At 63.7% G+C, this 12,692-nt stretch carries 10 protein-coding genes and 1 pseudogene; 6 read left to right on the top strand and 5 right to left on the bottom strand.

Features of this window, described 5'->3' with window-relative positions; all coding sequences use genetic code 11:
• Positions 1–3 precede the first annotated feature (3 nt).
• A complete protein-coding gene (locus tag IVB19_RS08950) occupies positions 4–1,635 on the bottom strand; it encodes an isocitrate lyase (RefSeq protein ID WP_018454968.1) in 1,632 nt (543 codons plus the stop codon).
• 222 nt (positions 1,636–1,857) lie between these two features.
• Between IVB19_RS08950 and IVB19_RS08945 the strand changes: the two genes are divergently transcribed.
• Positions 1,858–3,303: a helix-turn-helix domain-containing protein gene (locus IVB19_RS08945; RefSeq protein ID WP_018454969.1), complete on the top strand. Its 1,446-nt coding sequence runs from the start codon at positions 1,858–1,860 to the stop codon at positions 3,301–3,303.
• A 138-nt stretch (positions 3,304–3,441) separates the two neighbouring features.
• On the opposite strand, the gene IVB19_RS08940 is transcribed toward IVB19_RS08945, so the two are convergent.
• Positions 3,442–3,735 (bottom strand): antibiotic biosynthesis monooxygenase, encoded by a 294-nt coding sequence (locus IVB19_RS08940; protein ID WP_007607017.1) that lies wholly within the window; start codon positions 3,733–3,735, stop codon positions 3,442–3,444.
• Between the two features lie 229 nt (positions 3,736–3,964).
• Here IVB19_RS08940 and IVB19_RS08935 point away from each other — a divergent pair.
• Positions 3,965–4,770, top strand: a pseudogene (locus IVB19_RS08935) (hypothetical protein).
• Positions 4,771–4,934: 164 nt separating this feature from the next.
• Positions 4,935–5,276, top strand: coding sequence for a hypothetical protein (locus tag IVB19_RS08925; RefSeq protein ID WP_018454971.1), 342 nt, complete (start codon positions 4,935–4,937; stop codon positions 5,274–5,276).
• A 194-nt stretch (positions 5,277–5,470) separates the two neighbouring features.
• On the opposite strand, the gene IVB19_RS08920 is transcribed toward IVB19_RS08925, so the two are convergent.
• Both IVB19_RS08920 and htpX read right to left on the bottom strand, forming a co-directional pair.
• The gene (locus IVB19_RS08920; RefSeq protein ID WP_026232851.1) at positions 5,471–6,112 is read right to left on the bottom strand and encodes a tetratricopeptide repeat protein; all 642 of its coding nucleotides are present in this window, start codon (positions 6,110–6,112) and stop codon (positions 5,471–5,473) included.
• 134 nt (positions 6,113–6,246) lie between these two features.
• A complete protein-coding gene (gene htpX / locus IVB19_RS08915; protein ID WP_026232852.1) occupies positions 6,247–7,179 on the bottom strand; it encodes a zinc metalloprotease HtpX in 933 nt (310 codons plus the stop codon).
• Positions 7,180–7,365: 186 nt separating this feature from the next.
• Here htpX and IVB19_RS08910 point away from each other — a divergent pair, with 186 nt between their 5' ends.
• The 3 genes from IVB19_RS08910 to IVB19_RS08900 all read left to right on the top strand — a co-directional run bounded on the left by IVB19_RS08910 (position 7,366) and on the right by IVB19_RS08900 (position 10,711).
• Positions 7,366–8,667 carry a lytic murein transglycosylase gene (locus IVB19_RS08910; RefSeq protein WP_247366961.1) on the top strand — a complete coding sequence of 434 codons (1,302 nt, stop codon included), beginning with the start codon at positions 7,366–7,368 and terminating at the stop codon, positions 8,665–8,667.
• 256 nt (positions 8,668–8,923) lie between these two features.
• On the top strand, positions 8,924–9,427 hold the full coding sequence (locus tag IVB19_RS08905) for a DUF1993 domain-containing protein (protein ID WP_018454975.1): 504 nt from the start codon (positions 8,924–8,926) through the stop codon (positions 9,425–9,427).
• 183 nt (positions 9,428–9,610) lie between these two features.
• Complete coding sequence (locus tag IVB19_RS08900; protein ID WP_018454976.1) at positions 9,611–10,711, top strand: alkene reductase; 1,101 nt, start codon at positions 9,611–9,613, stop codon at positions 10,709–10,711.
• A 188-nt stretch (positions 10,712–10,899) separates the two neighbouring features.
• On the opposite strand, the gene IVB19_RS08895 is transcribed toward IVB19_RS08900, so the two are convergent.
• Entirely contained in the window at positions 10,900–12,642 is a 1,743-nt protein-coding gene (locus tag IVB19_RS08895) for an ABC transporter substrate-binding protein (RefSeq protein ID WP_039799251.1), read from the bottom strand.
• Positions 12,643–12,692 lie beyond the last annotated feature (50 nt).

The following is a 12,692-nucleotide window of genomic DNA, read 5'->3' as shown; positions in this document are numbered from 1 at the left end:
GCGTTAGCCGAACTGGTTCATCGTGTTGTGGGCACCGCCCGCCTTCAGGGCAGCCTCGCCGGCGAAGTATTCCTTGTGGTCGTCGCCGATGTCGGAGCCGGCCATGTTCTGATGCTTGGCGCAGGCGATACCCTGACGGATCTCGGCGCGCTGGACGTTCTTGACATAGCCGAGCATTCCCTGGTCGCCGAAATATTCCTTCGCCAGATTGTCCGTCGATAGCGCCGCCGTGTGATAGGTCGGCAACGTGATCAGGTGGTGGAAGATGCCGGCACGCTTGGCCGAATCCGCCTGGAAGGTACGGATGCGCTCGTCGGCTTCCTTCCCCAGCGGCGTATCGTCGTATTCCGGCTTCATCAGCTCGGCACGATTGTACTTGCTGACGTCCTTCCCGGCTTCCTTCATGGCGTCGTAGACCTGCCAACGGAAGTTGAGGGTCCAGTTGAACGAGGGCGAGTTGTTGTAGGCCAGCTTCGCGTTCGGAACCACCTTGCGGATCCGGTCGACCATCTTGGCGATCTGCTCGATATGCGGCTTCTCGGTTTCGATCCAGAGCAGGTCGGCGCCGTTCTGCAGCGAGGTGATGCAATCCAGCACGCAGCGGTCTTCGCCGGTGCCCGGGCGGAACTGATAGAGATTGGAGGGCAGGCGCTTCGGACGCATCATCTTGCCGTTACGGTTGATGATGACGTCGCCGTTGCGGGCGTTCTCCGCGGTCACTTCCTCGCAATCCAGGAAGCTGTTGTACTGGTCGCCGAGGTCGCCGGGCTTGTGGCTGACCGCGATCTGCTGGGTCAGGCCGGCACCGAGCGAGTCGGTGCGGGTCACGACGATGCCGTCTTCAACGCCGAGTTCGAGGAAGGCGTGACGGCAGGCCCGGATCTTGGCCAGGAACACCTCGTGCGGCACGGTGACCTTGCCGTCCTGGTGGCCGCACTGCTTTTCGTCCGAGACCTGGTTCTCGATCTGGAGCGCGCAGGCACCCGCCTCGATCATCTTCTTGGCGAGCAGATAGGTGGCCTCCGCATTGCCGAAGCCGGCGTCGATGTCGGCGATGACGGGCACGACATGGGTCTGGAAGTTATCGATCTTCTCGATCAGCTCCTTCTCTCTGGTCTTGTCGCCTTCCTTGCGGGCCTTATCGAGGTTGCGGAAGATATCGTTCAGCTCGCGCGAATCGGCCTGACGCAGGAAGGTGTAGAGCTCTTCGATCAGCGCCGGCACCGAGGTCTTCTCGTGCATCGACTGGTCCGGCAGCGGGCCGAACTCGGAGCGCAGCGCCGCGATCATCCAGCCGGACAGGTACAGATAGGTGCGATCGGTCTTGCCAAAGTGCTTCTTGACCGAGATCAGCTTCTGCTGGGCGATGAAGCCGTGCCAGCAGCCCAACGACTGCGTGTACTTGGTGGGGTCGCCGTCGTAGGCGGCCATGTCGGCCCGCATCAGCGCCGCGGTGTAGCGAGCGACGTCGAGGCCGGTCTTGAAGCGATTCTGCAGGCGCATGCGGGCGACGGCCTCGGCCGACACCCCGTTCCAGGTCGGCTGGGTCTCAAGGAGCGACCGGGCCGCCTCGACCTCACTCTGATACGAGGCAGGGGCCTGGAAGGTGCTGATGCCGCGGGGCTGGTAATTCATGTGCCTGATCCTTTCACGACGATGGCACCGCCATCGACATTCTTGACAATGCATTGCGAGATGCGTGTCAGAAGCTAAACGCGAGAAAGCCTAGCTCGTATAGTAGTCTTGTATTTGAATGGTGATGTCATGTAACATAGGTGATTGTAATAAATGTCACTTTGTAAAACTTGTAAAGAATATAGGTCAGTAAGACTGCCTTACGACTTTGGAGACCTGAGAATGCCCGCCGGATCCGGTAAGAAGCTCTTCGTCGGCCCGCGCTTCCGGCGGATCCGGCAGCAATTGGGGCTGTCGCAGACTCAGATCGCCGAGGGGCTCGGGATCTCGCCGAGCTATGTCAACTTGATCGAGCGCAACCAGCGTCCGGTGACTGCGCAGATCCTGCTACGGCTGGCCGAAACCTACGACCTCGACCTGCGCGACCTCGCGACCGCCGACGAGGACCGCTTCTTCGCCGAACTCAACGAGATCTTCTCCGACCCGCTGTTCCGCCAGATCGACGTTCCCAAGCAGGAACTGCGCGATCTGGCCGAGCTTTGCCCCGGCGTCACCCATGCGCTGCAACGGCTCTATGCCGCCTATACCGAGGCCCGCCAGGGCGAGACGCTGGCCGCGGCGCAAATGGCCGACCGCGACGTCGGCACCCGCTATGAGGCCAATCCGGTCGAGCGCGTCCGCGAGCTGATCGAGGCCAACCGCAACTACTTTCCGGAACTCGAGCAGGCCGCGGAGACTCTGCGCGACGGACTGAACGTGCCGGCCGAAGAGCTTTATGCGGCACTGGCGGCACGGCTGCGCGAAAAGCATTCGATCCAGACCCGCATCATGCCGGTGGACGTGATGCGCGAGACGCTGAGGCGCTTCGACCGCCATCGGCGCCAGCTCCTGATCTCCGAACTGGTCGACCCGCCCGGCCGCGCGTTCCAGCTCGCCTTTCAGCTCGGCCTCGTTGAATGCGCGCAGCATCTGGAGACCATCATCGGCCGCGCCGGCGCGCTCGACGACACACCGCGCCGCCTATTCCGGATCACGCTCGGCAACTACTTTGCGGCCGCGGTGATGATGCCCTACCCGGCCTTCCTGGCCGCGGCAGAAGCGTTGAACTACGACATCCATCTGCTGGCGCAGCGCTTCAATTCCGGCTTCGAGCAGGTCTGCCATCGGCTCACCACCCTGCAGCGGCCGAACGCGCGCGGCATCCCGTTCTTCCTCTTGCGCGTCGACAATGCAGGCAATGTCTCGAAGCGATTTTCGTCGGGCACGTTCCCGTTCTCGAAATTCGGCGGCACGTGTCCGTTGTGGAACGTGCACTCGACCTTCGACACGCCTGACCGCCTGCTGAAGCAGGTGATCGAGCTGCCGGACGGCACGCGCTATTTCTCGATCGCGCAGATGGTGCGCCGCCCCGTCGCGCCGCACCCGCTGCCACAGCCGCGCTTCGCCATTGGCCTCGGCTGCGAGATCCGTCACGCCGCGCGCCTCGTCTACGCTGCCGGCATCGATCTGGAGAAAACGGAGGGCACGCCGATCGGCGTCAACTGCCGTCTCTGCGAGCGCGAAAACTGCGCCCAGCGCGCCGAGCCGCCGATCACGCGCACCCTGATCCTGGACGAGACGACGCGGCGGGTGTCGAGCTTTGCATTCTCGAATGCGAGGGAGCTGTAAAGCACACCGCTGTCATGCCCCGCGAAGGCGGGGCATCCAGTACGCCGCGGCCTATCGGTTCAATCCCTGCCGTCTCGGAGTACTGGACGCCCGGTCAAGCCGGGCGATGACAGTTGAATGTGCGGCTGCACCCAATCCCTACGCCAGCGTATGCACGATCACCGGCCCGGCGGCGGCGCGGGCGTCGCCTGCAAGCAGCGCGCCCAGATCCTTCTCGATCCAGGCGATCGCACGCCTGTTCGCCTCCTCCGCCTGCTCGAATTTGTCGAAGATCGAAATCGCCGTGACCGTGTCGTCACCGGCATAGACGACGTAATAGGCGCGGAAGCCGTCGACGTCGCTGATGATCGGAACGGCGCCTTCCTTGATACGGCGCGCCAGCTCTTCGGCGCTCCCGCTTTTTGCCTTGGCCTGACGGATGGCGGCATACATGGCATCCTCGCTTCCGGCTATCTGGTTTGAGGGCTTGGTGCCCGGACCGCATGCTACGCCGAAGCGCGCGGGCAATCCACGCTTGGTTAACTCGGCGCTAATTCAGTTCCGCGATCCGCAACGATCGATTAAGCACGCCTCAACATCGCTGCCTTAGTCTCGCCCCACTCACTTTTCGCAAACAACGGCGGCTTATTCTGCCGCGTGAAGTGACATCAGGGGGTTCATCATGCGCATTGCGTTGCTGCTGACCGCGACCATTGTCGGCGCGCTCTTTGCCAATCCATCCCATGCCGGACCGCTGGATCCGTCCTCCGGCGCAGCGCAGGCGTTACCGCCGGGCTTCCAGAGCTACCGCGGCTACATGTTCGACCTGTCGGAGAATTCCGACCGCAAGGATGTCGACAAGCTCACCGACAATGTGAAGAGCCAGATCGACGTGGTCGAGGCTGCCGGCCTCTCGCCGCGCGTGCTGCGCTTCTTCCGCACCGTCCCGATCATCGCCAGCGAGCTGGCCTGCCTCGACGAAGGCGCCGCGACCGCGTGCTACGGCCGGGTCACGCCTGACATCCAGCGCACCGCTCCCCGCACGCTGACGGTCTGGGACCCCAACAAGCAGCGCTGGAGCAATCCGAACGCCGTCGACCTCGCGGTCGATTCCGGCCTCGGCGTGATCATGCTGCGGCCGGATATGATGCGTTACGAAAAGGAAGCGGTGCTGCTGCACGAGCTCCTGCACGCCTACCATGCGCGGCTGTTGCCGGACGGCTACGCCAACAAAGGCGTGATCGGCTATTACGCTTACGCCAAGTCCAAGGATCTCCTGCCAAGGAGTCCTATGCGCTGAAGAATCACATGGAATTCTTTGCGGTGACCGCCAGCATCTTCCTGGCCGGGAAGAGCGAATTCCACGACCCGAAGTCGCGCGAGGCGCTCAAGGAGAAGTTGCCGGACTATTACAAGTATCTGGTGGGGGTGTTCGGCTTCGACCCCGATCCGGCAGCTGCGAGCGGCCCGGTCGCCTCGCTGAAGTAAGACAGACAGCGCAAAACCAAGGCAGAGAGCCGCGCGCACAGCGCGGCTTTTTTGTTTTGGTCACCGGAAGCTGCGGATGACGCGCGGCCGGGAATTGCCAAGGTGGGGCCCGATCTGCATAGTCCCGCCCGCATCGATACCGTTTTCGAAGAGGATAGAACAACATGGCGGACGCCGACCTGGATGTCGTGATCCGGCAACTGGCCAGACAGCTGCATACGGGCCTGATGACCCGCGCCAAGGAGCGCCGGGATCGATTCAACGGCCTTGCGGCCAAGGCCAAGGGCAAGGAGACCGGCGACCGCTTCAAGATGATGGCCAAGGCCACCATGGAGCAGGCCGTTGCCGCCGCCAAGCGCCTGCAGATGTCCGCCGACAACGTCGCCGACAGCTACGCGCGGTCGATGCGGATCGCCGCCAGCACACCGGTCGCGGTGAAGGTGGAGAAGAAGGCGCCCAAGGAAAAGCCGGTGAAGAAGGCGAAGAAGGCCAAAACCAAGAAGTAGGAGCGCACTTTCTTCCTTCTCCCCTTGTGGGAGAAGGTGGCGTGAAGCGCCGGACGAGGGGTGGTTTCCGCGAATTCAACTGCAGCAGACTCACGCGCGGAGAGATACCCCTCACCCGTCTCGCCGCTTCGCGGCGAGCCACCCTCTCCCACAAGGGGAGAGGGTTGCAGCGGCGCACGCAGCTCTAGATATCTCTACCGCCCTGGCGCGGCGAGCCGGGTCGGCTCGGCGCTCGCGAGTTCAGCGAGTTTTGCGCGTGCCGCGTCGCGGGTGCGGGCATCCTTGCCGGCGGGCAGCGCCAGCGCGGCTTCGAAATCGGCGCGCGCTTCATTCGCCTGGCCACGCGCCAGGAAGGCGAGGCCGCGATCGAGCCGAGGCTGCGCATCGGAGGGGTCGAGGCGGACCGCGGTGTTGTAGCTCAGGATCGCGCGATCGAGATCGCCGGCGGCCGCGAGCGCGAGACCGCGCTGGTGATAGGGCGCGGCGTGCCTGGGATCATGCGCGATCGCCTCGTCGTAATCCTCGATGGCAAGTTCGAGGTCGCCGTTCTGCCGGCGCGCCAGCGCCCGATCGCGATAGAGCGAGGCACGGTTGGGATTGAGATGGATGGCCTCGTCGAAATCCGCGATCGCCCGCCGCCAGTCGCCGTGGCGCAACGCGATCCGTCCGCGCCCCTCATAGGCGAACGCGATCAGCGAGCCGCGCAGCGGCGAGAAGCCGATCACCGCCGAACAGATGTCGGGCTCGTCCTCGTCTCCGCAATTGACGACGGTGTGCGTGGACAGGCCAATCAGCACGCCCACGACGATCAACAATGGTACTGCAGCTTTGGTCATCTTCGACGGTGGCAGGCAGAGGGCCGGCCACGCATCCCCTTTCGCAGGAACTGTCACGGCAGGGTGTTAACACCGGCCGGGACCGTCCTGTGTGCGACAGGTCACAAAGCGTGCAAATTAGAGCCGCTGCTGCGTCAGCCCCAAGGCCCGCGCGAGGAGGAGCGGCCCCAGGGGCTCCGCGGCGGATAGTTCTCATTGGCGCCGACCGACGGCGACGCCTGCGCACCAAGCTCGGCTGCGAGCTGCTGAAGCGCCGCGATGCGATTTTGCGTCGAGGGATGGGTGGCAAACAGATTGTCCACGCCGTGGCCCGACAGCGGATTGATGATGAACATGTGCGCGGTGGCTGGATTTCGTTCCGCCTCGAAATTCGGGACCTGATGCGCCGCGCTTTCGATCTTCACCAGCGCCGATGCCAGCCACATCGGCTGACCGGCGATGCGTGCGCCGAGATTGTCCGCGGCGTATTCGCGGGTGCGGCTGATCGCCATCTGCACCAGCATGGCGCCGATCGGGGCGAGGATCATCATCAGGATCGAGCCGACGATGCCCGGGCCGTTGTTGTCGCGGTTGCCGCCGAAGAACATGCCGAACTGCGCCAGCATCGAGATCGCACCGGCAATGGTCGCGGTCACAGTCATCAGCAGCGTGTCGTGGTGCTTGATATGAGCGAGCTCGTGCGCGATCACGCCCGCAAGCTCCTCGCGGCTGAGCTGGTGCATCAACCCGGTGGTGACCGCAACCGCGGCATTCTCGGGATTGCGCCCGGTGGCAAACGCGTTGGGCTGCGGCTCGTCCATCAGGAACACGCGCGGCATCGGCAAGCCGGCGCGGGCCGCTAGCTCGGCCACGAGCCCGACCAGCTCCGGTGCGCTGCTGCGGTCGACCTCATGGGCGCCATACATGGACAGCACCATCCGGTCGGAGTTCCAGTAGGTGAAGAGATTGGTCGCCGCGGCAATGACGAGCGCAATCATGGCGCCGCCGGCACCGCCGATCAGATAGCCGACGCCCATGAACAGGGCGGTGAGGCCTGCGAGCAGCATTGCGGTACGAAGATAATTCATGGCCGTCTCCCGAGGCCGGCCGTAGCCGCTGGAGGCGTTGCGGGCCGGCGAGCATGAGGTAGGGATGACCCCGGCCCGCCCGCAAGGTTTCAAGGTGCGTCGCGGAGCCGCGGCACTGGTTTGAGGTCAATCGTTCCATTAAGCTTGGCCGAGAATCCAAGCGTCTCCTCCCCTTGCGGAAACCTCATGCTCCAGACCCGATTTGCGATCGCGGCCGCCGCCCTGCTCACGCTCGCCCTTCCCGCCTCTGCCCAGTTCGCGCCGCCGCCGGCAAAGCCCGCGGCTCCCAGGGCCACTGGGCCCTCGCCGCGCGCGGCGTCGTGCCATAACGGGGCGAACTTCGATCGCTTCCTGGTCGACGTGAAACAGCAGGCCGTTGCCGCCGGCGTGTCGCAGCGGACGATCGCGGCGGCCTCCCCTTACCTCGTCTACGACCAGGGCATCGTCAATCGCGACCGCGGCCAGCGCGTGTTCGGCCAGCTCTTCACCGAATTTGCCGGCCGCATGGCCGCGCCCTATCGCATGCAGAACGGCCAGCAACATATCAAGCAACATGCGGCCGCGTTCGCACGCGCGGAAAAGGAATACGGTGTGCCGCCGGCAGTGATCGCCGCGTTCTGGGGACTGGAGAGCGATTTCGGCGTCAACATGGGTAATCTGCCGACACTGAAATCGCTGGTGTCGCTGGCCTATGATTGCCGCCGCTCGGAGATGTTCGTGAACGAGACCATCGCCGCGCTGAAGATCATCGACCGGGGCGACCTGCAACCGGACGAGATGGTCGGCTCCTGGGCCGGCGAGCTCGGTCAGACCCAGTTCCTGCCCGTGCATTACGTCAACTATGCCGTCGACTATGACGGCGACGGCCGACGCGATCTCCTCCGCAGCGAGGACGACGTGATCGGCTCGACCGCGAACTACATCGCCAACGGCTTGAAGTGGCGGCGCGGCGAGCCGTGGCTGGAGGAGATCAAGGTGCCGCAGAACCTGCCGTGGGATCAGACCGACCTCACGGTGCAGCTGCCGCGCTCAAAATGGGCGCAGCTCGGGGTTACCTATCCCGACGGCCGGCCGCTGCCGAACGACAATCTCGCGGCCTCCGTGCTGCTGCCGATGGGACGCTTCGGTCCGGCCTTCATGGCATACCCGAATTTCGCGGCCTACACCGAGTGGAATAACTCGCTGATCTATTCGACCACCGCGGGCTATCTCGCCACCCGCATCGCGGGCGCGGCTCCGATGCGAAAGCCGTCCACACCGGTCGCGCAGCTGCCATTCAACGAGCTCAAGCAATTGCAGCAGCTTCTGGTCCAGGCTGGCTTCAATGTCGGCAAGGTCGACGGCGTGCTGGGCCAGCAAAGCCGCGCCGCGGTGAAGGCGATGCAGATCAAATACGGTCTGCCGGCCGATTCCTGGCCTTCGGCCGAACTGCTCGCTCGCATGCGTGGGGGCACGGCACAGGCGCAGCCAGTGGGGACGATCCGGTAAGCACCAGGATCGCTGTCATGCCCCGCGAAAGCGGGGCATCCAGTACGCTGCGGCCTTCAATCACAGCTGCTCGGAGTACTGGATCGCCCGGTCAACCGGGCGATGACACGAGGGTATGACGCCGATAGCACCACAGCCCGCTCGGTAGAATTTTCGCACTGCACAAGCCCCTCCGGCGATTGTATTTTTCCATGACGTTCCCATGTGAGTAGCTCAGGTTTCTCCTGAGATTTCCCACTTTTGAAGCGAGCATCACATGTCCTTCCACGACGCCGTCGTTCCTGCCTATTTGCAAATGTTGAACAGCCTGATCGGCCTGCTCACGAAAGCCGAAGCGCATTGTGCGGCCAAGAAGGTCGACCCCAGCGTCCTGCTGGGCTCCCGCCTGTTTCCGGACATGCTGCCGCTCTCGAAGCAGATCCAGCTGGTCAGCGATTTCGCAGCCAAAGGTTGCGCCCGGCTGACCCATAGCGACGTGCCCTCCACACCGGACACCGAGACCAGCTTTGCGGAGTTGAAGCAGCGCCTGGCGAAGACCATCGACTACGTGAAATCGTTCAAGCCCGAGCAGTTCGAGGGCGCCGACACCAAGGACGTCACCTTCCCGGCCGGCCCCGACAAGTCCATCACCATGAAGGGCCAGCAATTCCTGAGCGCGTTCTCGCTGCCGAACTTCTATTTCCACGCCGCAACCGCCCACGGCCTTCTGCGCCACGCCGGCGTCGAGATCGGCAAGCGCGATTTCCTCGGCGCGAACTGAAAGGCGATTATTCAGACGGCCGCGGCGGGAGATCCAATCTGCTGCTGCGGCTGAAATTGCACATGCTTTATGCTGCGCGGCTCGGCTGCGCATCTCGCCTGCAGTTTCTGTATGGCTCCTCCCTTGCGCTGATTGCCGCAATGCACAAGTGTTCCGGATCTCTCACCGCCTGGAAGCATTCTCATGAGCCGTTCGACCAAATTGTTTGAGACCTACAAGCTCGGCCCGATCACGCTGGCGAACCGTTTCGTGATGGCGCCGCTGACGCGCAACCGCGCCGTTCCCGGCACCTTCGTACCGGGCGCGCTCGCCGCTGACTATTACGCCCAGCGTGCCTCGGCGGGGCTTCTGATTACCGAAGCGAGCCAGGTCTCACAGCAGGGCCAAGGCTACCAGGACACCCCCGGCATCTACTCAAAGGACCAGGTCGCCGGCTGGCGCACGGTCACCGATCAGGTGCATCAGCGCGGCGGCAAGGTCTTCATCCAGCTCTGGCATGTCGGCCGCATCTCGCATGTCGACCTTCAGGCCAATGGCGCAGCCCCGGTGGCGCCGAGCGCGATCCGCGCCAAGGGCAAGACTTTCGTCAACGGCACTTTCGCCGACGTCTCCGAGCCCCGTGCGCTCGAGCTCTCCGAAATTCCAGGCATCATCGACGATTTCAGGCGCGCCACGAAGAATGCGCTCGAAGCCGGCTTCGATGGCGTCGAGATCCACGGCGCCAACGGCTATCTGCTCGAGCAATTCGCCAAGGACGGCACCAACAAGCGTACCGACGCCTATGGCGGCTCGATCGAGAACCGCGCGCGGCTGATGCTCGAGGTCTCCAGGGCCGTCGTCGCCGAGGCCGGCGCTGATCGCACCGGCATCCGCATCTCGCCGGTGACGCCGGCCAACGACATCTCGGATTCGAACCCGCAAGCCTTGTACGACCATATCGTCGACGGCCTCGCCGCGCTCAAGCTCGTCTATCTCCATGTCGTCGAAGGCGCCACCGGCGGTTCGCGCGACATCGCGCCGTTCGACTATGCGGGCCTGCGCAAGCGCTTCCCCGGCGCCTACATCGCCAACAACGGCTATGATTTCGACCTCGCTGCCAAGGTGCTCGAGGCGAACGCGGCCGATCTCATCGCCTTCGGCAAGCCGTTCATCTCCAATCCCGATCTGGTCGAGCGGCTGAAGCAGGGCGCGGCGCTGAACGACTGGGACAAGAACACGTTCTACGGCGGCGGCGCGAAGGGATACACGGACTATCCGACGCTGGCGGCTGAGCCGGCGGAATAAGGCGTCGTTGTCGCTCCATCCTCCGTCATTGCGAGGAGCGAAGCGACGAAGCAATCCAGACTACCTCCGTGGAAAGACTCTGGATTGCTTCGCTTCGCTCGCAATGACGTGTGGAAGCAAAATCCACGACAATAAAAAGAAAAAAGGCCGGGATTGCTCCCGGCCTTTCGTCGTTATGCTGATGTGCCTTACTGCAGCGAAGCGCGCTTCGGGGGCTGTGCCGGCCACGACTTGATCAGAGTGTCGTAGTCGACCGTCTCACCCTTCGGCTTCTCGTTGGCGAGCTTGCGCTGCGGGGCAATCGTGCCGTCCTTCTGGGCCTTGGCGAACCAGAACTCGGCCGACTCCTTCTTGTGCAGCTTCGGACCGCAGGCGCCCTGCACGCCCGACTTCTCCAGACGCTCCATGACGGAGTCCTGGGCCGCGGCAAGCGAGTCCATCGCGGCCTGCGGCGTCTTGGCACCGGACGACGCATCGCCGATGTTCTGCCACCACAGCTGCGCCAGCTTCGGATAGTCGGGCACGTTGTTGCCGGTCGGGGTCCACTGCACGCGCGCGGGCGAGCGGTAGAACTCGATCAGGCCGCCGAGCTTCGGCGCACGCTCGGTGAACGACTTGTCCCAGATGTCGGATTCACGGATGAACGTGAGACCGACATGGCTCTTCTTCAGCGACACCGTCTTGGAGACGATGAACTGGAGATAGAGCCAGGCCGCCTTGCGGCGATCCGGGGGAGTCGATTTGAGCAGCGTCGCCGAACCCGCATCCTGGTAGCCGAGCTTCATGCCTTCCTTCCAGTACGAACCGTGCGGCGACGGAGCCATACGCCACTTCGGCGTACCGTCCGCGTTCATCACGGCGATGCCCGGCTTCACCATGTCGGCGGTGAAGGCGGTGTACCAGAACATCTGCTGGGCGATGTTGCCCTGCGCCGGCACCGGACCCGACTCGGAGAAGGTCATGCCCTGGGCCTGCGGCGGAGCATACTTCTTCATCCACTCGAGGTACTTGGTGATCGAGTAGACCGCGGCCGGACCGTTGGTGTCGCCGCCACGCTCGACCGAGGAGCCGACCGGACGGCAGCCTTCCATGCGGATGCCCCATTCGTCGACCGGCAGACCGTTCGGGATGCCCTTGTCGCCGTTACCGGCCATCGACAGCCAGGCGTCGGTGAAACGCCAGCCGAGCGACGGGTCCTTCTTGCCATAGTCCATATGGCCATAGACCTTGACGCCGTTGATCTCCTTGATGTCGTTGGTGAAGAACTCGGCGATGTCTTCGTAGGCTGACCAGTTCACGGGCACGCCGAGCTCGTAGCCATACTTGGCCTTGAACTTGGCCTTGTAGTCGGCGTTGGTGAACCAGTCGTAGCGGAACCAGTAAAGGTTCGCGAACTGCTGGTCGGGCAGCTGATAGAGCTTGCCGTCCGGCGCCGTGCCGAACGACTTGCCGATGAAGTCGTTGACGTCGAGCATGGGGTCGGTGACGTCCTTGCCCTCGCCGGTCATATAGTCCGACAGCGCGATGGTCTGGCCGTAGCGGAAGTGGGTGCCGATCAGATCGGAATCGTTGATCCAGCCGTCGTACACGTTCTTGCCGGACTGCATCTGGGTCTGCAGCTTCTCGACGACGTCACCTTCCTGGATGATGTCGTGCTTGAGCTTGATGCCGGTGAGCTCGGAGAACGCCTTGGCCAGCGTCTGCGACTCATATTCGTGGGTCGTGATGGTTTCGGAGACCACGTTGATCTCCATTCCCTTGAAGGGCTCGGCGGCCTTGGCGAACCACTCCAGCTCCTTCTTCTGGTCTTCCTTCGACAGCGTCGAGGGCTGGAATTCCGCGATCCACTTCTGGATCGCGGCGTCGTCGGCGGCGCGCACCGGCGCCGAGACGGCCAGCGACACCGCGACGATGGCGGCGACGCTGGACATCGTCAGAAAGCTATTCTTGGTCAATGGACGTTCCCTTCTCCTAAACTGCC

Origin of the sequence: Bradyrhizobium sp. 187 (assembly GCF_023101005.1) — a bacterium.
Classification (GTDB): domain Bacteria; phylum Pseudomonadota; class Alphaproteobacteria; order Rhizobiales; family Xanthobacteraceae; genus Bradyrhizobium; species Bradyrhizobium canariense_D.
This window is presented reverse-complemented; position numbering and strand designations above follow the sequence as displayed.